The following is a 21,625-nucleotide window of genomic DNA, read 5'->3' on the forward strand; positions in this document are numbered from 1 at the left end:
GCGAATTTGTAGGAATGGGAGACATGGTGGATCACCCGAGCGAAGACGGCCTCGTCGGCAGGCCGACCGTGGAAGTTCCACGTGCGACCACCGTCGCGGGTGGATCGATGCGCGTTTCGGATAACGATGCGGGCGAGGCCGACTCGCTCCAACCGCAGCAGGGTTCGGGCACGCCGCGATTGATTGCAGTCGTCTCAGCGGTAGTCGGAATTCTCGCGTCGATCGCGATACCGTTCCTGCCGGTGCAGCAGACCGAGGCGAAGGTCGTGTGGCCGCAGAACAATTCGTTGGCGGGCGTGACGGCGCCGTTGGTTTCGTACTCGCCGACCGACCTCCGCGTCTTCATTCCATGCGCATCTGTCAGCGAACTGGCCGGTGGGGATGGCGGGGTGCTGGTGTCGACTGCACCGGTTGGGGCGCCGGAACCGGGTCGGGCGTTAACTGCGCGAGTGGTCGTCGGCGACGGGACCAACGCACGACTGGAAGTGATCTCGCGACACACCATCTTGCTCTCGACGCCTGCTGGCTCTCTCTCCGGGACGGATTGCGCTGTGTCGATCTCATCGACTCCGACCGAGACTGTCGCTGGCGTTACTGGCGGCGGGCCAGCTGATACTGAGCAGGTCTTTAATCGTGATCTGCGTCCGCAGATGGTGGGGGTCTTCTCGGATCTCGACGGTGAAGCGCATGATGGGCTGCGGGTCGAGGCGACACTCGATACGCGTTTCACCACGTCGCCGACTGCGGTGAAGCTGACGATAATGGCGGTTGCTGTACTGGCCACCGCGTTTGCTTTATGGGCGTTGCACCGGCTCGACATGGTCGATGGCCGGCGCTCGCGCAGAGTTCTTCCTTCGCTGCGGTGGTCATTCACCCGCATCGATGCCGTAGTGGTCGGGACTCTGGGCTTGTGGCACGTTATCGGCGCAAACACATCTGATGACGGCTACCAGCTTGGTATGGCACGCGCCGCTGGCGAGGCCGGCTACATGGCGAATTACTTCCGTTGGTTCGCTGTTCCCGAAGCGCCTTTCGGGACCCCGTTCTACGACGTGCTGGCCTGGATGACTGAGATTTCCACTGCGAGCGTGTGGATGCGGTTGCCGGCACTTGTCGCGGGGCTTGTGGCGTGGTGGCTGCTCACCCGAAAGGTGGCCCCAAGGCTTGGCGCGGCGGCCTCTCGATCAACCTCCCTCCCAATGTGGACTGGCGCCATTGTTTTTCTCGCGTGTTGGTTGCCATTCAACAATGGGCTGCGCCCAGAACCAATTGTCGCGGCGGGGGTACTTTCAGCCTGGTACTTGGTGGAGCGAGCAATCGCTACTCATCGGCTCTTTCCCGCTGCCGCAGCAATCTTGGTTAGTGCCCTGACGGTCACTGCGGGACCGTCCGGTCTCATTTGCTTCGCAGCGCTACTTGCGGGCGCAGGTCCGATCGCCCGCATCATTTTCGATCGTGTGCGGACTCAGGGCTACCTCCCACTTGTGCTGCCACTAACTTCTGCAGGCCTGGTTATCCTCACCGCGATTTTTGCAGACCAGACTCTGGCGGCGATCCTAGAGATGCAGCGCGTACATACGATCCCGCCGAGTGAGCCCTGGTTCAACGAGTTCCGGCGCTACCAGTGGCTGCTAGAGGACAGCGTTGACGGATCGCTTGCGCGCCGCTTCGCAGTCTTGACCATGGTTCTCTGCCTGGTCACGGTGACGCTGGCGCTTCTCCGGCGTTCTGGTCGAATTCCGGGAATCGCTGCCGGCCCGGCGCGACGGATCGTGGGTACGACCGTGGGTGCCATGGTGCTCATGATGTTCGTTCCCACCAAGTGGACTCATCACTTTGGCATTTACGCAGGTTTGACCGCCTCTGTCGCGATCATCACGGCTGTAGCAGTCTCCCCAGCGGTGATGCGATCACGCCGCAACCGCGCATTCTTCGCCGCGGCTGTCGCGGGCGTTGTGGCCGTTTCCTTCGCAGGAAGAAACGGTTGGTGGTACGTCTCGAGTTGGGGGGTGCCGTGGTTCGACAAGCCGCCATCAATCGCCGGCCACGGGTTCGCTGTGACCTTTCTTGCCGTGGCAGCGATATTCCTGGCGGTGGCCGCATGGTTCCACATTCACCCGGTCGCCTCGACCCGTACAGACCCGCCATCGCGGTGGTGGTCCATCCCGATTCTCAGTGTCGCCGCGGCGGCGATGGTCCTGTTCGAGGTCTTGTCGCTCGCGAAGGCCGCAGTCTCGCAGTTTCCGGCTTATTCAATCGGTCGATCGAACATCGATGCGCTGAGCGGATCGCCGTGTGGCCTGGCCAATGACGTCTTGCTCGAATTGGACCCCAACGCGTCGATGCTGCGACCAATCTCAGGCGATGTCGGCGCAGGCCTCTCCGCCGGACGTAGCGAAGGATTCGGCCCCAACGGCGTGGTAGCGGACCTCACACCCGATGAGGACAAATTGCCTGCTGGCACCGCGAACACCGTTGACATAAGCGATACTGATGAACAGAAGGCAAGCGGAACAGCAGGTACCGAAGGCGGTTTCGGCGGTGAGGGCGTCAACGGCAGCACCGTCGCACTGCCGTTCGGCCTGAATCCCGCCACCACACCAATCCTCGGAAGCGTCGGAGGCTCCGGCCCAACCGCAGTGACGTCCGAGTGGTATCACCTGCCCGAGCCGGACGCAGCAGGGTCGCGCGGGGAAATTGTCTCCATCGCCGCAGCCGGTCGCATCCGCTCCGTAGACAGCGACGGCGTGGAAACGTACGGACAGAAGCTTGAACTTGAGTACGGCGCTCTGGCCCCCGATGGTTCGGTAACAACTCTCGGCGCAGCTCTTCCCATTGACATCGGTCCGAGTCCCTCGTGGCGAAATCTCCGAGTCCCGCTCGATCAACTCCCGTTCGAGGCAAACGTGGTTCGTATTGTTGCCGCTGACAGCGACATCCACGAAGACCAATGGCTGGCGTTCACGCCACCTCGCGTGCCCAAAACACAGGTCTTGCAAGACGTTCTTGGTAGTTCCACTCCCGTGTTGTTGGACTGGGCGGTGGGCCTGAACTTCCCTTGCCAAGATCAGATGCTCCACGCCAATGGCGTCGCAGTGGTCCCCGAGTATCGAATTTCACCGGATCACGACGGGGCCCTCATCACCAGCTTGTGGCAGGACCGCCACGGCGGGGGGCCACTCGGTTGGACTGAGATGCTGCTCAGTGCTCGCACCATCCCCTCCTACTTGTCCAATGACTGGTCGCGTGACTGGGGCTCAGTCGAACAGTTCGAGCAGATCGACCGAGAGGCTGAGCCGGCGCAACTCGACACGGCCACTACAACGCGGTTCGGGATGTGGACGCCCGGCCCGATAAACACATCCTCGTGAGGCCCGCCACGGACGTGGGCCCGCCCGTCCTGGAGGTGTCGCGGCGATGAGAAGGGGAATCGACGGCCTGGCCCAGGACACGGAGGCGAAAGGGGGCGACGACCGGGGCCGCGATCCCTGCGGCGGGCGCCCCCTTGGCCTGCACCCCTATCCCGGCATGGACCGTGACCGCCGCCTGGCCGTGCTAACCGGGTTCCTCGGCGCGTTCCTGGCGATCCTGGCCGGCTTCCTGCCGGTTCACCAGGACGCCGCCGAGGTGCGCTGGACCGCCGGGCCCGACTACGCCTCCGTCACTGCCCCGCTGGTCTCCGGGCGGCCGCTCGACCTGACCATCACCGCTCCCTGCGCCCCGCTGGCCCAGGTACCCCCCGGCACCGTGGTCTTCTCGACCCTGCCCGAGGCGGCGCCGGGGCGGATCTCCGACGGACTGGTGGTGCAGCGCTCCACCGACGCCGCCGGGAACCCCTCGATCGACGTGGCGGTCCGCAACATCACCCTGCTCTCGGTTCCACTGTCCACGTTGCGGGACCCGGCGTGCGGGTCGCTCCTCGTGCGGGCCGAGGTCGGGGTGCTGGTGGCCGAGTTCACCGGCCTGCCCGAGGACCCGGACGACCCCGTCCGCGCGGCCGTCCCGGGCAGCATGCGACCGCAGGTCACCGGGGTGTTCACCGACCTCACGCCGACCACCGCCCCGGAGGGCCTGGCGGAGTCCACGGTGGAGATCACCGTCGACTCCCGGTACTCCTCCAGCCCCACCCTGGCCAAGCTGGTGCTGATGGTGCTGGGCGTGCTGGCCACCATCGCGGCGGTGGTGTTCCTGCACCGCCTCGACGGGATCGACGGGCGCTCCGGCCGGCGGTTCGTGCCGCGCTCCTGGACCCGGTTGTCCGCGGTCGACGGCGTGGTGGTGGTCGTCCTGGGCTTCTGGCACCTCGTGGGAGCCAACACCTCCGACGACGGCTACCTGCTCACCATGGCCCGCTCGGCCGGGCCCAGCGGATACATGGCCAACTACTACCGCTGGCTCGGGTCCCCGGAGTCGCCCGTGGGGTGGTACTACGAGATCCTGCGGGTGTTCGCCGAGGTGTCCACCGCCAGCCCGTGGATGCGCCTGCCGACCCTGGTGTGCGGCATCCTGGCCTGGTTGATCATCAGCCGGGAGGTGGTCCCGCGCCTGGGCAGACTCGCCCGCACCTGGCACCGGCCGCGCTGGACGGGTGCCGCGTTGTTCCTGGCGTTCTGGATGGCGTTCAACAACGGACTGCGACCCGAGCCCGTGATCGCCCTCGGTGCGCTGCTGACCTGGTCCCTGGTGGAACGGTCCATCGCCACGCGCAGGCTCGTGCCGGGCGTCGCCGCGATCGGCGTGGCCGCGTTCTCCCTCGGCGCCGGTCCCACCGGGCTCATGTGCGTGGCCGCGCTGGCCGCGGGCGCGCGCGAGTTCGTCCGCATGGTCCGCCGGCGCGCCGGGGTGATCGGCTGGACGCCGATCCTCGGTCCCGTCCTGGCGGTGGGGCTGGCCCTGCTCTACACCGTGTTCGCCGACCAGACCGCCGCCGCGGTCCTGGAGGCAGCGCGCATCCGCACCGAGCTGGGCCCCAGCTTGCCCTGGTACGGCGAGAAGGACCGCTGGGAGGCACTGTTCGGCGTCTCCGCCGACGGCGGGGTGGCCCGGCGGTTCCCCGTCCTGCTCATGCTGATGTGCCTCGGGCTGGTGACCGCCGTGATGCTGCGCCGCGGCCGGATCCCCGGCGCCGCGGCCGGACCCTCCCGCCGGCTCATCGGCGTGATCGCCGGGTCCCTGCTACTGCTGGTGTTCACCCCCACCAAGTGGACCCACCACTTCGGCGTCTTCGCCGGTCTCGCCGGGGCCCTGGCCGTCCTCGCGGTGATCGCCCTGCGGTCCTCCACAGTCTCCCTGCGCCGCAGTCGCTGGCTCGTCGGCGCGGCGCTGTGCCTGGTCGTCGGACTGTCCACCGCGACCAACAACACCTGGTGGTACGTCTCCGACTACGGCATCCCGTTCTCCGGCTCCTTCCCCGACATCCTGGGGGTCCAGATCCAGTACGTCGCGTTCGTCGCCGGCCTGGTGTGCCTGGTGGTGGCCGGGTTGATCCACGCCGCGATCCTGCCCGACGCGCCCGGCCGTGCGATCGCCCGCCGGTTCTCCCCAGCCCTGCCGTTCGTGCGGTCGGCGTCGGGGACCCCCGCCGCCCTGGCCCGCGACCGCCGGGCCGGGGCCGGCCGCGGCCCCGGGATCGACGGTGCACCACTGACGATCGTGGCGTTCTCCGTGGTGATCTTCGAGCTCGTCTCCGCCGTGACCGCCGTGTTCGTCCAGTCCCCGGCCTACACGGTCGGTCGTGCCAACCTACGCGCGCTCAGCGGGCAACCGTGTTCGCTCGCCGACTCGGTGCTGGTGGAGGAGGACTCCAACGACGGACTGCTCCGGGCGGTGGGCGCCGGACCGGAGATCTCCCTGGGTGCGGGCGTGGTCGACGGCTTCGCGCCCAACGGTCTGCCCGACACGATCACCGTCGACAGCGAGGAGGCGTCCGGCTCACTGGCCCTGTCGGACTCCGGCGAGCGTCAACCCGGCGACGGCGTGGACGCCGGCACCACCGGCGGCCGGGGCGCGGTCACCGTCAACGGCTCCACCGTCGCACTGCCCTTCGGCCTCGATCCCGAGACCACCCCGGTCCTGGGCTCCTACCGCCGCGGACCCCAGGTCGCCGCCGAACTCACCTCTGCCTGGTACCAGCTGCCCGCCCGCCGGTCCAACAGCCCGCTGCTGGTCATGGCCGCCGCCGGCCGCATCGGCCCGGGCGACCTGACGATCGAGTACGGCCGGCCGGGCCGGGTCGGGGCTTCCGGCCCCACCGATTTCGAGGTCATGGGGTCCACCACGCCCATCGACATCGGCCCGGCCCCAGCCTGGCGCAACCTGCGGATCCCCCTGGCCTCGATCCCCACCGACGCCGAGGTGGTGCGCGTGGTGGCCACCGACGGCAACCTGGACCCCGACTGGTGGCTGGCCGTGACCCCGCCGCGGAACCCACGCCTGCGCACCCTCGACCAGGTCGTCGGCCACACCGACCCCGTGCTGGTCGACTGGGTGGTGGCACTGGCCTTCCCCTGCCAGCGCCCGTTCGTGCACAACGGTGGCGTCGCCGAGATCCCCCGCTACCGCATCCTCGCCGACCGCGAGTCCGCTGCCGCCGCGAACTGGTGGCAGAGCGCGGGCGGCGGCGGACCCTTGCTGTGGACCACCCAGACCGTGGAGGCCGTCACCGTCCCCACCTACCTCGACCACGACTGGTCCAGGGACTGGGGTTCACTCCAGCGCTTCGAACCCCACGATCCCGGGGCCGACCCAGCGGACCTCGTCCGCAGCGACTCCGTCCGGTGGGGCTGGACCACGCCGGGTCCCATGAACTGATTCTCGCCGACAGCTGGTGCCCGCTCAATTCATATGTACCGCCGCGGGCGAAGAAACCGGGTGCAGAGAGCAGCACGCTGCGATGCTCTCTAGCTTCGTTGCATCACTACGCTCACCATCAGTTCCGTACTGCAATCTCCGGATCTGACAGTGAGCACACCTGCGGCGACGCTACTTCGGAGTTCTTACATTCCTTGTTAAAGATAGGCCGCTTAGCCTGAGCGAGGCCCTTCAGTTAAAGTGCTGTGTGACGGCCTCTGCGAGTTCGCGTCTCAATGGGTGTCAATGTCATACACGCCAGGAGTGAGGGTCGTCATGATGGTGTCGATGATCTGGTGGCGGGGCGGGCCAGTACGTCTTCGATCGCTTGTTCCATCGTCTTGAGCGCTTCGGCCAGTGCGGGCTCGGTTTCGGTGAGGGGTTCGCTGTAGATGTACGTAAGGATTGATCCGAGGTCCATGTGCCCCTTGACGACCCGTCTCAGTGCGTCGCGCACGGTGCCCGAGTGCGGCTCGGCCCGCTGGATGGCGTGTCGGCTGAGTTCGGTCACGTGGTGGACGACGGCGTGGATGAGGTCGGCGCGTTCGGGGAAGTAGCGGTGCACTGTGGTGCGCCCGACCTGGGCCGCGGTGGCGCGGTTAACCTACGAAGACCCACAACGGTATACTCGTGTTTCATTATCGAAGTTGGTAACCCAGTCGGCTCTGTGCTGACATGCGCTGCTCGTGGGCTGAGCTTTCAGCCGCTCGGTGACTGATGCCCAGGCAGTGGCTTGCGTACGTGAAGGCCGGGCTCGCTGGTTGCTTTCCAGATCTGCTCTAGTGGGGCGCTCGGCCTCAGCTGCTTGCGTCTATTGCCTTGCCGCAGACAACGTGTGCTGTCAGCCAATGTGTCACCTGAGGGTGCTGCTCACAATCCGAGGACCGCGCGGGCGATGAGGAAGTAGATGATGAGCCCGGTGGCATCGGTGACCGTGCTGATGAAGGGATTGGAGAACACGGCGGGGTCCACTCGGACGGCCTTGGCGATCAGTGGCATCGCTCCGCCGAGCGTGGCCGCGATGGTGCAGAGGGCGAGCAGCGTCAGAGCGATCACCGCTCCGATCTCAGGGCCGTACAGCAGTCCGGTGAGGAGGAGGCCTAGAACCCCGAGCAGGGAGCCGAGTAGGAACCCGACTCGGAGCTCGCGGGTGAGGACCGGGACTAGCTCTCGGGAGGTGAGGTCGCCGAGGGCGATCGCCCGGGTGACTGTGGTGGCCGCCTGGTTACCGGTGTTGCCTCCAATCCCGATGAGAAGTGGCACGAAGAGACTGAGGACGGTCGCCTCGGTCAGTGCGTCCTCGAAGTGGGACAGGATCTGGACGGTCATCGCGGCGCCGACGGCGAGCACGAGTAGCCAGAGAGCCCGCGATCGGACCAGGACAAGCAGACTCGTGGCTAGATAGGGCAGGTCCAATGCGTTAGCACCGCCCTGGCGGGCTGCGTGCTGGGTCTCTTCGCTCTCGAGGATCTCGGTGGCATCGTCGACGGTGAGGATCCCCAGGAGTCGCGATTCGCTGTCGACCACCGGCACGGCCAGCAGATTCCGGTCGGTACAGATGCGGGCGATGGCGGCCGCGGGTTCGGTTGCTACGGCCACGTGGGCGTCGTCTACGAGTTGAGTGACCGGAGTGTCGGCGTCCGCCGCGAGCAGCTCCCTCAGGCCGACGACTCCGACCACGCGGCGCTGGTCATCGAATACTGGAAGCACGTATACGGTTTCGGCATCGCCGATGCCTGCTAGGACGCGTTCCAGCGCTTGCGCGGCGGTGTCCTGGTATCGCGTGGCGATGAACTCGGGGCTCATCCGTCGACCGACTGATCCTGGGGGGTAGCCGAGGACCACCCCGGTCTTTTTCCGCTCGGCCGGGGTCAGCCCGCGCAGCAGCCGGTGAGCGACGTTCGAGGGGAGCTCGTCCAGCAGGCTCACCCTGTCGTCGGGGTCGAGCGAGGCGAACAGTTCGGTGACGTCCTGGTCGAGTAGCCCGGAGACCAGGTCATTTTGAAGTGCGGGGTTGAGGGCCTCGAACACCTCGAGCGCATCGTTTTTGGGCAGCAGCCGGAACACCACGGCGCGGTGCCGCTGGTTCATCCGCTTCATGAGCGCGACCACTGCATATGCGGGAATGGGCTTCAGAAGGTCCGCAGCGCTCGTGAGCTCATCGGTCGTCAGCGCATCGGCGATCTGGCTGCTCAGGGTGTTGAGGTCGGTGACGGGGTATTCCGTGGACATCGCGTACCTTTCCCGGGTCGGGCCAGCGCAGGCGACCCGCTACGGGCCGGTGAGTGAAGGGGACTAAAAGGGTGCGGATGGCGGGGTCAGGATGTATCCGTCGCGGTCGCCGGCCGGGGTTCATGACGACGAGGAGATCGTGATCCCGAGAGAACGCCGGTGTGTGCGACTCGTAGTCCCCACAGGACGCCCACCGTGGTCAGGGCGGCGGCAACGCTTGCGAGGACCGGCGCCACAACGGCGAGCGCCCAGAGTGCACAGGGGCCCAGCGCACTGGCGCCAATAGCCCGCAACTCACACCCTCCGACATCACGCTCGCTCCAAACTTAGCTTTCTGGAAAGTATGGTAACTTAACCCGCCAGGCCGGTAACACGTCGATGATGGGGGCAGGATGCGAGCCGACAACCGAGAGGTCATCCTGGACGCGGCGCGCAGGGTGGTGCAGAACAACGGCGTCACGGGTCTCAAGTTCGACGCGGTGGCTCGCGAGTCCGGCCTCACTCGTCCGGGGGTGATGTATCACTTCCCCCGGCGCGAGCTGCTCGTGCTTGCCACACATCGCTATCTCGCCGGACTGTTCGAGGAGCGGCTGCGCGGCGAGCTCGGGATGCCGTTCGAGGAATCCTCGGCGGACGACAGGTTGCTAGCCTATGTGCGGGCGTGCGCAGGGGTGACGTCCCGCGCAGAGTTGTTGTTCATGCTCGACGGTGCGCTCGACCCTGAGGCATCGACGGTCTGGTCTGAGCTCAACGGCCGGTGGGTGCCTCCGTCGGCTCAGTTGCACGATGGCCCCGCCGGGATGCTGCGGTTCATCATCCGTATCGCCTCGGACGGATTGTGGCTCTATGAGGCCTCCACCGGCGAGCCCCTGACCGAATCCGAGCGCCGCGAGGTCGCCGAAGCGCTCGCCGGCATGCTTGGCAGTGGATCGACAACGGCTGGCGCTGCCCCGGCGCCCGACCCGGCGCGATAGCCCGCGAGTGGCGCGGGTGAGGCGACTAGGCAGGGCTGGCAAACTATACTTTCTAGATGGTAAAGTCCGCGGGGCGTTAGCAGCCGGTCGTGGCGTGCTCGGATCATGAGGATACGCAAGGTGTTGCGCCGGGTGGACATCGCGACGTTTGGCGATGCTTGGGATGTGTTGGCGGAGATGGGCTCCAGGGGTCGTGCCGGTAAGGGCCGTGGGGCGATCGTGTCGTTCGGGGCGTTTCGCGTTCCGACGGGCGAACGCCGGTGGAACTACTGGAGGCTGCGCCGGAAGGTGCGCAGCTGGGCCGTTACGCATATCGCGCGTACCGCTCCAGAGGTGATGGTTATCGCGTTGGACGCGCGGGGCCGCTTGCGCACCGACCGCGCCGAGTCGGCTGGCGCGCGGCTCGCCGAGGACGTGCGCCGGATCCCGGGCATGCTCTACGCCCACGACCTCCCCGTGGTCGTCGTGCTCATCCGGAACGGCAGGCAGCGGGAGCGACTGATCGAGGATCTGGTAGGCGGCGACCTGGGCCGGATCGCGGAAAGTCGCATCGCCGCCTAGTTGTACCCGTCCAGAAGATTGACAGCGGGGGAGTCTGATCGATCGAGAGCCTCCGGGTGGGATGTGGCTTGTCTAAGGCCCGTACCCACCACGGAAGTTCTCGTGTCCCTTGCCGGTGCCGACTTAAGAGACCGTCGAGCGCCGCCTGCTGGAGGAGTTCTTCTCGCTGAGGTCGATCGGATGTCTTTCCCACCGAAGGCGAGGAAGAAAGTGTTCGGTGCTAGCGACTCCCGCCGCGCGGGCCCGTGACCGCCGTCGTTTCGGGGCCGGTCGGGGACCTGGCATCGACGGCGACCTGCTGACGGTCTTGGCGTTCTCCGTGGCGATCTTTAGAACTCGTCTCCGAGCGAACACAGCTCGCCGCTGAGAGCACGCAGGTTGGCTCGCCCGGCCGCAGGGCGATCACCGCCGGGGCCACGACTGCGGACCTCGTCCGCAGCAGTTCCGTCCGATAAGAATGGACCACGCTGGGTCTCATGAACTGATCGTCGCCGACAGCTGGTGCCCATTCACGTTCCCTTACGTGCCACCGCTGGCGAAGAGACTGGGCACAGAAAGCAGTAGACTGCGACGCTCCTGCAGCTTCGCTGCTGCATCACTACGCTCCACCAGTTCCGTACCGCGACGTCCCGGGCATGACGTCGGGCACGCCTTCGGCGAGGATGCTTCGGAGTACTTGCTCCCCTCGTGTAGTGAGTGCGCTCACTCTGAGGGAGGTCCGTCAGGCGACGCGCTGGGTGACGGCCGCCGCGAGTTCCCGGAGTTCGGTGACTCCCGCGGGGGCCAGGAGTGGTGATCCGAGGGCCTCGAGAGCCTTGGTTGTGGCCGCAGAGATGAGGCGTTCGACCTGTTCGACCGCACCGCTCGCGGCGATCGTGTCCTGCGCGACGGCAATCGCCGCGTCCGTGGCGGCCTGGTCCCCGAGCACCGCGTCGAGCGATTCGCGCCCGCGTGCGTCGAGCACGCGTGTCGCGAGGGCAACCAGGGTGGTGCGCTTGCCCTCGCGAAGGTCGTCACCGCTTGGTTCGCCAGTGACGGCGGGGTCGCCGAAGACGCCGAGCAGGTCATCACGTAGCTGGAAGGCGACGCCGAGTGGCAGCCCGAAGGCGCGCAGGACGTCGAGCTGCTCGTCACTCGCTCCGCCGAGCGCCGCCCGGACAGGTACGAGCGGGCTCATACGTTCGCGTCTATGCCTACTGGAGCAACGTCTTCCCGATCAGGTGTGCCATCTCGGATACGGCCTCGTCGGCAGCGGTGAGGGTGCCCACCTCGGTGAAGAAGCTGTGGAACACTCCCGGATACCGATGAAGTTCTGCCACAACACCGTCCGCTGTCAGCCGATCGACATACTGCTCTGCGCTGTCTCGGAGCGGATCGACTTCAGCCGTGATGACTAGGGCAGAGGGAAGTCCTGCCAGAGTCTCTGCCGCAGCGGGAATGGCGTACGGATTGTCCAAATCGTCCGGACCGCTGAGGTAGTTGTCCAAGAACCAGGTGCAGTCCTGGGCCGTGAGGACTGGACCGTCCGAGTACTCGCGGAAGGAAGGGTACTCGGACGGAACGTCGAAGGCGGGGTAGGCCAATGCCTGAAGCCGGATCTGCGGGCCATTTTCATCGCGAGCGCGAAGGCACACGCCGATCGCTAGATTTCCTCCAGCGCTGTCGCCGGCGACGGCGATTGTGTTGCCGTCGAGTCCTTTGTCCGACCCATGATCTCGTACCCAGAGTACGGCTTCGTAACAGTCGTCGTGCGGTAGCGGGAACTTGTTCTCGGGAGCCCGGCGGTAGTCGACCGAGACAACCGCGCATGATGAATCGTTCGCGAGTTTGCGGCAGCACTCGTCCACGCCGTCCAACGTGCCCAGTGTCCAACCGCCGCCGTGGAAGTAGATGATTGCCGGAAGATCGGAGTGTGAGGTCGGACGGTAGAGTCGGATGGGGATGTCACCGTGTCGACCCGTTACCGAGAAATTCTCGACGGAGTGGACGGGTGTGTGATCGCGTGGACGCATCAGGTCGACTATTTGTCGTGCGCCTTGTACGCCGAGCTGGTGAAAAGGCTTCGCCAATACAGTATCCAGGTCATTGGCCAATTTCAAGGCGTCGGGCATCAGGTTCCGGTGAGACCATCTCCCAGATTCAGTCACGTCACGATGTCCTTCCATCCGAGGTATATCGAGGTGCGATTCAGGCACGCGAGTCAGCTTTTAAGCGCAGTATTCCGGTAGGGAATGTGAAATTTCATATGTACTACTAGATTCTTAAGGAGAATCCATCCGAGACAGGCGGTCGCCAAGCGTGCGGAATTGTGATATGAGGCAGTCCAGAATGAGAATAAGTCAGGTTGGCAATTTGATCAAGAATTTGTGCCCCGCGATAACCGGAAGTGCCCGAAAAGTGTGGCTTATCGGGCACTTCCAACCGGTAGGATTTGGGTCAGAGCGCGATGTACTTAGTATCGAGGTACTCTTCGATTCCCTCGAATGCGCCCTCGCGCCCGAAGCCGGATTCTTTGACGCCCCCGAAGGGGGCAGCAGGATCGGAAATAATACCTCGATTGACGCCGACCATCCCCACCTTCAATGCTGCGGCCACGCGCATGGCCCGATCGAGATCTCGGGTGTAGAAGTAGGCAGCCAAGCCGTACTCGGTGGCGTTGGCAGCGGCAATCGCCCCATCTTCGGTGTCGAAGACGGTTATCGCCGCAACGGGACCGAAGATCTCTTCACGGAGCAGGCGGGAGTCCTCCGAGATGAGATCTAGAACCGTCGCGGGATAGAAACTTCCAGGGCCGGAAGGGACTTGGCCGCCGACTCGTACCCGCGCTCCCCGTTCGACAGCGTCAACGACCAGGTCGTGCACCGATGCACGTTGCTTATCGGTGATGAGCGGGCCCAAGTCGGTGTTCTCGTCGAGACCGTGCCCGGTGCGCAGCGCCGCGATGCGTGCGGTGAGTTTGTCTGCGAACTCGTCAGCTACCCCACGCGCAACATGAAAGCGGTTCGCTGCAGTACAGGCCTCACCACCATTGCGCATCTTTGCTGCCATCGCTCCGTCTACAGCGGCGTCGATATCGGCGTCGTCGAACACGAGGAACGGTGCGTTGCCACCGAGTTCCATCGAAGTACGCAGCAGACGGTCGGCGGATTGGCGGACAAGTAACTTACCAATTCCTGTGGATCCGGTGAAGGTAATCTTCCGCAGGCGCTCGTCGGCGATGAGGGGGCCGGTCAATGCGGAGGCCTGCGATGCCGGCAAGATCGAGAGGACTCCGTCCGGCAGGCCGGCGTCGGCGAATACTTGACCGAGTAGAAGCATTGTCAGGGGAGTCTCGGCGGCTGGTTTGACGATGATCGGGCACCCCGCGGCCAGTGCCGGGCCGATCTTCCGCGTCGCCATGGCCAGGGGGAAGTTCCACGGTGTGATGGCCAGGACGGGACCGACGGGCTCCTTGGTGACCAGTATGCGTCCCGATCCTGAAGGGGCCGTCGCAGTGCGTCCACTGATTCGTACCGACTCTTCGGCGAACCAACGGAGAAACTCGGCCCCGTAGTTGACCTCACCGTACGCTTCGGAGAGGGTCTTGCCCATCTCGAGCGTGATGGTTCGTGCGAAATCATCGGCGCGAGTGCGGACGAGATCAAAAGCGGTACGCAAGATCTCGCTTCGAACTCTGGCGGGAGTGGCTGCCCAAGCTGCCTGCGCTGCGACCGCGAGCTCGAGCGCGTGTGCCCCGTCTTCTGGGGTTGCATCAGCGACATGGGTCAGTAACTCACCAGAGGCGGGATCAAGCACTGGAAAAGTAGCGCCCGTCGAAGAATCGGACAGTTTTCCCCCCAGCCACAGCTGTGTAGGGGTGCCCACGGGCAGGTCGTAGGTCATCGTGCTGCTCCTGTCAGAATCGAAGCGTCGGCGACGGCGCGGATGGCGCCGATAAGCACATCGAGACCCTCGATGAGCAGGTCATCGGAGACGACGAGCGGCGGAAGCAAGCGGACGACGTTTCCGTAGGTGCCGCAGGTGAGCACAATAACCCCCTGTTCCAGCGCTTTGGCCGCTACTGCTCGGGTTGCTTCGGGGTGCGGGTCCCGCGTGCCGGGCTGGATGAGCTCCACGGCGATCATGCCGCCACGACCTCGCACCTCGCCGATAACGTCGATGTCGGCTGCCGCTGCATTCAGTCGGCTCTTGGCGATCTGCTCGATCTCGCGTGCGCGTCCGCAAAGATCGAGCTTCTCCATACGAGCAATGGCCGCCAACGCGCCGGCGCACGCAACCGGATTTCCGCCGTACGTACCGCCGAGTCCGCCGCCGTGAACGGCATCGATCAATTCGGCACGTCCCGTCACTGCGGCGAGAGGCATTCCGCCGGCCATCCCCTTGGCGAGAGTGATAAGGTCTGGGACGACGTCTTCGGCGTCGCATGCGAACCAGTCACCTGTGCGCGCGAACCCAGTCTGGATTTCGTCTGCTACGAAGACGATCCCGTTGTCTCGCGACCACTGTGCGATCGCGGGGAGAAAACCTGGTGCAGGAACGATGAACCCACCTTCGCCCTGGATAGGCTCGATGATGATCGCGGCGACATTGTGCGCGCCCACCTGCTTGTCGATCTGGGCAATGGCACGTTCCGCGGCTTGGGTGCCGGTCACAGCGGTCCCGTCGTGGTTCATTCCTTCGCGGAAGGGGTACGACATCGGAACCCGGTGGACATCGGGTGCGAATGGACCGAAACCGTCCTTGTAGGGGAGGTTCTTCGCGGTCAACGCCATGGTGAGATTCGTTCGTCCATGATAGGCGTGGTCGAAGACGACGACAGCACTTCGCCCGGTCGCGTTACGTGCGATCTTGATGGCGTTCTCGACAGCCTCGGCACCACTGTTGAACAAGACGGTGCGCTTCTCATGGTCGCCGGGGGTGATGTCGGCGAGCTTCTCTGCTACGGCGACATAGCCTTCGTAGGGCGTCACCATGAAACAGGTGTGCGTGAAGTGCGCGACCTGTTCCTGGACTGCGGAAACGACGGCGGAGTCGGATCCGCCCACAGTCGTTACGGCGATACCTGAGCCGAGATCGATGAAGGAATTGCCGTCGACATCCACAACGACCCCGCCGTCTACATCTGCGGCGTAGACGGGCACAGACGAAGCGACACCTGCTCCGACCGCTCGCTTGCGACGTTCAGTCAGGGCGGCGGACCGCGGGCCGGGTAGCTCCGTAACCAGGCGCCGTTCCTGAGGAAGACGGTATGCGAAGTCCGCCATTTGATTCTCCTTGTGGTCGTCCGACCGCCGCGGCGCCAGGATTGCCGATGCGGAATTGCGGATGGGGGTGTGATGAGTATCGGCTCCCCTCGACCCGCGCAGTCGTGCCGATTTGTACAATTGGATGGCGACCTGAGCGCCGTAATGTCGAGTAGGCTATTGGCATGAGCATCGGCATCGGATGGTTGCTGTCGCAATCCCACTTACGCATGGAAGTTCGCGCTGGGAGGGTAGATGACGACAGGCGCATTAGTTTTGTACAACCGACCGAGCTTCTTGATCCAACCCCATGGTTGTCCGCGAACGCGCTCGTATTGACTACAGGGCTTGGCCTCACCGCGGCGGATTGCGCCGAGTACGTGCGACGGCTGGTCGACGCGGGTGCGTCCGCAGTCGGCTTCGGCACCGGGCTCTCGCACGACCGCATTCCGCCGGAGATGCTCGACGAGGCGAATCAATGGGGCCTTCCGGTCCTCGAGGTCCCGTACACGACTCCCTTTGCGGCGATCACCCGCTCGGTCAGCGAACGATTGACCGAACAACAGTACGAATTGGTTCGGCGGGCCGCATCGGCGCAGGTGCGAATCACCAGGGCGGCGCTGCGCGGAGGGATTCCGGCAATCGTGCGGGAATTGGCTGCTGCCGTGAGAGCCTCGGTAGCGTTCGTCGATGAACAAAGCGGGGAGATCGCGGCCTATCCGAAGTCCGCGACTGTGTTGGCAAGCATGACGCGCACGATTCCCAGGGCCGGGCCGGGCTCGATGACGGTGAGCGAGTCGGGGATTTCGACGACGGTCCAGCCCGTGATGCAAGCAGGTGCCACCCTCGGGTATGTAGTTGTGCAGGTTACTCATCCGCTCGAAGCGGTGGAAATAGTCCTCGTGGGACACGCGGTCTCCTTGATCACTCTTGACCTGGACAAACCGCAACGACTTCGACGCGAGAGAAATGCCCTCGGCGGCAGGGTTCTGAGCCTGTCACTCGACGGCCTCCTGCCCGCGAAAGAAGCGGTCGCACACCTGGGGGACGCATGTAGTGAAGGCGGACTAATCCGCATCCTGAATATCGAATGTGAGGCGCCGGCGGAGATCGCTCGCGAACTCGACGCTGCCTTCGAAACGCGTCGACGTCCATTCTATGCGTGCGATAGAAAAACTTCCCTTCTAGTGCTCCTTCGCGGAGACGACTCGAGCACCGGAGTTGAAGAAATGATTCGGCGGATCGGATCAGGACGAGCAGCCTCTGCAGGACTGAGCGCGCCCCATCATCTCGATCATGTAGAGCATGCTGCGACCCAGGCGACGATCGCGACCTCAAAAATCGCGGGCTCGCGTAGAGTGCGGGAGTTCGACCCTCGACACGGGACGGCGCTGCTGACCAGTCCGGAGGCCGTCGCCGTGCTGCGCTCAGTAGCGAGGTCGACTGTTTCGGTACTGGCGGCGTACGACCGTGACCATGACTCCCGCCTTGTCGAGTCGCTACATGCGTTCCTGGAGTCGAACGGTCAATGGGAAAGGGCGGCCTCCGCGCTCAACGTTCACCGGCATACCCTTCGTGCTCGCGTTGCAAAGGCGGGGGAACTGATGGGTGTGGACATGTCGGACGCCCGAGTTCGTGCAGAGCTTTTGCTCGGAATTCTCGCGGAGCTACCCGACTGAGGACCTGTAAGGGGCAACGGTAGTTGACCTGTTGGCCCACGCAGCGACTGTGGCACGAAGACCTTCCGGCAGCGCATGCCGGCGAAAGTCACGAACGACAGGCTCGACGCTATCGACGAAACTACTGGCACACCAGCGAATTCCACCTGAAACTGTTGCAGTGGCGACCGGGCAATCAGACGACCGCCTCTGGTGATCGAGGACTGCTGGCACCTGAGCCGCCGACTTGAACGAGATATGTTCGCCGCCGGTGAACGAGTGGTCCGGTACTACCGAAACTGATGGCGAACGCGCGTGATGCCGCCCGCACCTACGGCAGGTCCCGTCCTTTCGATGCGCTCGCAGTAGCCCGTGCGGTACTACGCGAACCGTACCTACCTATTGTCCGCCTCGACGGCGCAGACCGCGAGATCCGGTTGCTGGTCGACCACCGGGAGGACCTCGTCGCCGAACGCACGCGCATCCGGCGACCCCGGTCACGCCGCGTTGATTGCGGCGAAGGTCATCGGTGAAACCGCCGGTGTCGACCGGGTCCGTCCGTTCCAAGGACTCCTTCGCCTGGGACAACGAGAGTGCACCGCTGCCGGTGTGGTCGTCGAATTATGCTCGACATCGCCGCTCACGCATGGGAATCCGACAACTCAATGCCCAGATACACCGAATCGACTTCCTCAGGTCCGCTGCCACGAGGACGCACGCGCTCTCTTGGCTCGCCGGAAGGCGAGCGGAGACGGCGGGATTAAAGCACTCCTCGTTCTCAAACGCCGACTGCCTGACGTCGTCTTCCCTGCGATGGCCACGGATCAAACATCAGGTATGGACCTCGCTGCTTGACAGAGGGGCAAGAAGCAGTCCCGCCCGACTACCACGAGAACCGATCAACGACCAGGACGCTAATATAGACATCGATCGGGAAGTAGGCCACTTTCGTCGCCGGAGAGGAAGATGACGGCCGTCATCAGGAGGAAGCGGGGTGCGGTTGATGGCGTGTGCGCAGTCCGGGCTTGTCTATCTTGCCGACCGGGTTACGGGGCAGGGCATCGACGAAATAAATGGCAACGGGCAGTTTCACCTTGGTCACCCGTTCCAGCAGATGCTCGAGTAGAACCCCTTCGGCGACAGGTCGGTCGGGATAGGTCACGACGTACGCCACAGGAACTTCGCCGTACACATCGTGGGGTGCGCCAACCACTGCAGCCTCGAGCACACGTTCATGGGAAGCCAGGGCGTTCTCGATCTCCTTGGGGTAGATGTTCTCACCGCCACGGATGATCACGTCCTTGATCCGGTCGACGAGAGTGAGGTAGCCATCCTCGTCGAGATGGCCGACGTCTCCGGTGTGGAGCCAGCCGTCGACCACAGTTTCCGCGGTCTCCTCCCGGCGCCCGAGATACCCTTGCATGACGTTCGGACCGCGGACCACAACTTCTCCGACTGAACCGGGCGGCAGCAAACTACCGCCCTCACTCACGACACCGACCTCCTGTCCGGCCAATGCCTTTCCGACAGAACCGAGCTTGTGTGGCCCGTCCAGCGGCGAAAGCGTGGAAACGCAGGTCCCCTCGGTGAGTCCGTAGCCCTCGAGGATGGTGAGACCGAATCGCTGTTCGGCGTGACGGAGAAGCTCCTTGGAAATCGGCGCAGCACCACTGATCGCGAACCGGAGCGACGAGGTGTCGACGGTGACGTCGTCGGCCTGGGAGACGAGCATCGCGTAGATCGCGGGCACCGCCGAGAAGTACGTCGGCCTTAGCCGGGCAACGTCCTCGAAGAACCGCGACGTCGAGAATCGACCGGTGATGCTGAGTTGACCACCGGCCAGAATGGGCGCGAGGAAACTGATGCAGAGCGCGTTGACGTGGAATAGAGGCAAAATCAGCAGACAGTGATCGTCCTCGGTCAATGACAGGTGTTCCGCCAAAGCTGAACCCATGTAATACAGATTGTCGTACGTGAGCATGACACCCTTGGGACGACCGGTCGAACCCGACGTATAGATCAGCAGCGCGACATCGCTACCCGCAGCGGTCTCCGGCTGCCACCCGAGAGGAACAACGGTTTGCATCTCGTCGACGGCGATCGCCGGCCGGCCCACCGGAGGCGCATCCTGTCCCTCGTTCACCACCAGCACGGCGCCGGAATCGGTGACCTGATACTCCGCCTCCAGACTGGTGAACTTCGGATTGATCGGGGTCGCCACCGCCCCGATCCGCCATGCGGCCATAAGAGCGACGAGCAACTCGACCCGGTTGGGCAGCATCAGCGCGACGACATCACCTGCGCGGACCCCACGTCCGGCCAGCTGCGCAGCGAATGCATCCACGTGGTCGGAGAACTCGCGATATGTCAGATCGAGATTGTCATCGCGAACACATGGTGCGTCACCGCGCTCCATAGCCAAATCCCAGGCGAAAAAACTTGCCAACATCGTGTGTCCTCTTCGATAGCCTTATGAGCTGCTGCGGCAGTCCGCCCGCCGCGAATCCGGGTCAATCACGGGCGGTTGGATTGTGTTCCGGAGACGGAGGGCGCTTGCCCCCTCGGGTAATCCCTTTTTCGTCTCGATCCGGCGGAGTCAACCAAGCGCAATGGTGCAGGGAAGTGGTGTCATCGGAACTGCAAGACGCCGTCCTCGACGTCCTCGGTGAGAAGTCTGCGTGTTTCCTCATAGTTCTGGGGATTGACCCAGGGAGTCTGGTCACCCTGGCGGGGGAGCGTCGCGAAGCCTCGCTGCAGGTATCCGGAAGTGACGTCGTGGACGAAGTTCGATGCCTGCATCTCGGTGTCGGCGGGACGCAAAACCGGTGTGACGGACTGCGTCCCGGTGGCCTCGAGGTGGTCGAGCATCCGGCACCAGAACTCGTTGAGCAGTTCGATGCGCAAGGTCCAGGAAGAATTCAGGAACCCCCACGCGAAGACGAAATTCGGGACACCGGAGAGTCCGATTCCTTTATAGGTCCAGCGTTCACCGTACGACACGTCGGCGCCGTCGACCCGGAGCTTCGCGTCGCCGCCGAAAACCACGTTGAGCCCCGTGGCTTTCACAATGATGTCGGCGTCGATATGCTCTCCGTCGTCCATGAGTACGCCGGTTTCGGTCACCGATGCGATAGTGCCCGTAGCCACCGCGCCCCGGCCGTCACGGATCGCTTCGAAGAGGTCGGCGTTGGGGACCAGACACACCCGCTGATCCCACGGCTCGTACTTCGGAGTGAAGTGCTTCTCGCGAATTTCTCGTCCCACGACGGACTCGATCGCGTCGAAGAGGCTCTTCTTGTACGCCTCCGGGTTCTCACGAGCCAGCTTGTATGTCAGCTGCTGGTTCTCGAGGTTCCGCATCCTGATTGCGGTAAAGGCCTCCGTCTCACCGATCCGCTGGCGCAGCTCCTTCGCCTCGATGTCGACAGCGTCCGTCTCGATATGTACATAGCCGGGCGAGCGTTGAATCATCGTGGTCATCGCGGTGGTTTGTGCCATCGTGGGCAGCAGGGTGATTGCGGTCGCACCTGAGCCGATAATGGCAACTCGTTTACCTGCGTAGTCCAGATCCTCGGGCCAGAACTGAGCATGCACCAGCCGACCTTGAAAACGATCCTCGCCGGCGAGTTTCGGGTTGAAGGCACTTTCGTAGCTGTAGTACCCCGCGGCCATGTACAAGAAGCGGCACGAGAACAGACGCTCGCCGTTTGGAGTTCCGAACTGCAGTGTCCACCGCGCCTGGTCACTGTTCCACTCGGCAGACAGCAGTCGGTGCCCGGTTCGGAGGTGAGATTCGAGTCCGTGATCCTTCACAGTCTCGTGGAGGTACTCACGGATGGACGAGCCGGCGGCGATGGACTTTTCGGCGGTCCAGGGCTTGAATCCGTACCCGAGGGTGAACATATCACTGTCTGATCGGACCCCGGGGTAGCGAAACAGATCCCACGTTCCCCCGATGTTGTCGCGCATCTCGAGGAGAGCGAACGTGTCATGCGGCCGGGACTGCTTGAGCTGGACAGCCGCTGCGATCCCGGAGATGCCGGCCCCGACGATCGCGACGTCGATGTGTTCAATGGGGCTATAGGTGTTCATGTGTGCTCCTCCAGGC

Annotated in this window: 13 protein-coding genes; 5 read left to right on the forward strand and 8 right to left on the reverse strand. The window is 64.3% G+C overall.

Features of this window, described 5'->3' with window-relative positions; genetic code table 11:
• The first annotated feature begins 107 nt into the window (after positions 1–107).
• Both A6035_RS00575 and A6035_RS00580 read left to right on the forward strand, forming a co-directional pair.
• On the forward strand, positions 108–3,371 hold the full coding sequence (locus tag A6035_RS00575) for an arabinosyltransferase domain-containing protein (protein ID WP_108846184.1): 3,264 nt from the start codon (positions 108–110) through the stop codon (positions 3,369–3,371).
• Positions 3,372–3,417: 46 nt separating this feature from the next.
• Positions 3,418–6,810 carry an arabinosyltransferase domain-containing protein gene (locus A6035_RS00580; RefSeq protein WP_244192481.1) on the forward strand — a complete coding sequence of 1,131 codons (3,393 nt, stop codon included), beginning with the start codon at positions 3,418–3,420 and terminating at the stop codon, positions 6,808–6,810.
• A gap of 313 nt (positions 6,811–7,123) precedes the next feature.
• Here A6035_RS00580 and A6035_RS00585 read toward each other — a convergent pair whose 3' ends face one another.
• Together A6035_RS00585 and mgtE are read right to left on the reverse strand one after the other, a co-directional pair.
• Complete coding sequence (locus tag A6035_RS00585) at positions 7,124–7,414, reverse strand: hypothetical protein (protein ID WP_108846185.1); 291 nt, start codon at positions 7,412–7,414, stop codon at positions 7,124–7,126.
• 305 nt (positions 7,415–7,719) lie between these two features.
• Positions 7,720–9,081: a magnesium transporter gene (mgtE, locus tag A6035_RS00590; RefSeq protein ID WP_108846186.1), complete on the reverse strand. Its 1,362-nt coding sequence runs from the start codon at positions 9,079–9,081 to the stop codon at positions 7,720–7,722.
• A gap of 392 nt (positions 9,082–9,473) precedes the next feature.
• On the opposite strand from mgtE, the gene A6035_RS00595 reads away from it, so the two are divergent.
• Positions 9,474–10,055, forward strand: a complete 582-nt coding sequence (locus A6035_RS00595; RefSeq protein WP_108846187.1) for a TetR/AcrR family transcriptional regulator — start codon at positions 9,474–9,476, stop codon at positions 10,053–10,055.
• Positions 10,056–10,187: 132 nt separating this feature from the next.
• Positions 10,188–10,616, forward strand: a complete 429-nt coding sequence (locus A6035_RS00600) for a hypothetical protein (protein WP_159149762.1) — start codon at positions 10,188–10,190, stop codon at positions 10,614–10,616.
• A gap of 721 nt (positions 10,617–11,337) precedes the next feature.
• Here the strand turns inward: A6035_RS00600 and A6035_RS00605 are convergent.
• The 4 genes from A6035_RS00605 to gabT all read right to left on the reverse strand — a co-directional run bounded on the left by A6035_RS00605 (position 11,338) and on the right by gabT (position 15,880).
• Positions 11,338–11,793 (reverse strand): polyprenyl synthetase family protein, encoded by a 456-nt coding sequence (locus A6035_RS00605; protein ID WP_108846189.1) that lies wholly within the window; start codon positions 11,791–11,793, stop codon positions 11,338–11,340.
• A 16-nt stretch (positions 11,794–11,809) separates the two neighbouring features.
• On the reverse strand, positions 11,810–12,727 hold the full coding sequence (locus tag A6035_RS00610; RefSeq protein WP_159149439.1) for an alpha/beta hydrolase: 918 nt from the start codon (positions 12,725–12,727) through the stop codon (positions 11,810–11,812).
• Positions 12,728–13,052: 325 nt separating this feature from the next.
• Complete coding sequence (locus tag A6035_RS00615; RefSeq protein ID WP_108846191.1) at positions 13,053–14,498, reverse strand: NAD-dependent succinate-semialdehyde dehydrogenase; 1,446 nt, start codon at positions 14,496–14,498, stop codon at positions 13,053–13,055.
• Complete coding sequence (gene gabT, locus A6035_RS00620) at positions 14,495–15,880, reverse strand: 4-aminobutyrate--2-oxoglutarate transaminase (RefSeq protein WP_108846192.1); 1,386 nt, start codon at positions 15,878–15,880, stop codon at positions 14,495–14,497. The genes A6035_RS00615 and gabT overlap by 4 nt, the downstream gene beginning before the upstream one ends.
• 164 nt (positions 15,881–16,044) lie before the next feature.
• On the opposite strand from gabT, the gene A6035_RS00625 reads away from it, so the two are divergent.
• Positions 16,045–17,538 carry a PucR family transcriptional regulator gene (locus tag A6035_RS00625; protein WP_108846193.1) on the forward strand — a complete coding sequence of 498 codons (1,494 nt, stop codon included), beginning with the start codon at positions 16,045–16,047 and terminating at the stop codon, positions 17,536–17,538.
• A gap of 958 nt (positions 17,539–18,496) precedes the next feature.
• Here the strand turns inward: A6035_RS00625 and A6035_RS00630 are convergent.
• Both A6035_RS00630 and A6035_RS00635 read right to left on the reverse strand, forming a co-directional pair.
• The gene (locus A6035_RS00630; RefSeq protein ID WP_108846194.1) at positions 18,497–19,966 is read right to left on the reverse strand and encodes a class I adenylate-forming enzyme family protein; all 1,470 of its coding nucleotides are present in this window, start codon (positions 19,964–19,966) and stop codon (positions 18,497–18,499) included.
• 179 nt (positions 19,967–20,145) lie between these two features.
• Positions 20,146–21,609, reverse strand: coding sequence for a flavin-containing monooxygenase (locus tag A6035_RS00635; RefSeq protein ID WP_108846195.1), 1,464 nt, complete (start codon positions 21,607–21,609; stop codon positions 20,146–20,148).
• Positions 21,610–21,625: the final 16 nt, after the last annotated feature.

This window comes from Dietzia lutea (assembly GCF_003096075.1).
Lineage (GTDB): Bacteria > Actinomycetota > Actinomycetes > Mycobacteriales > Mycobacteriaceae > Dietzia > Dietzia lutea.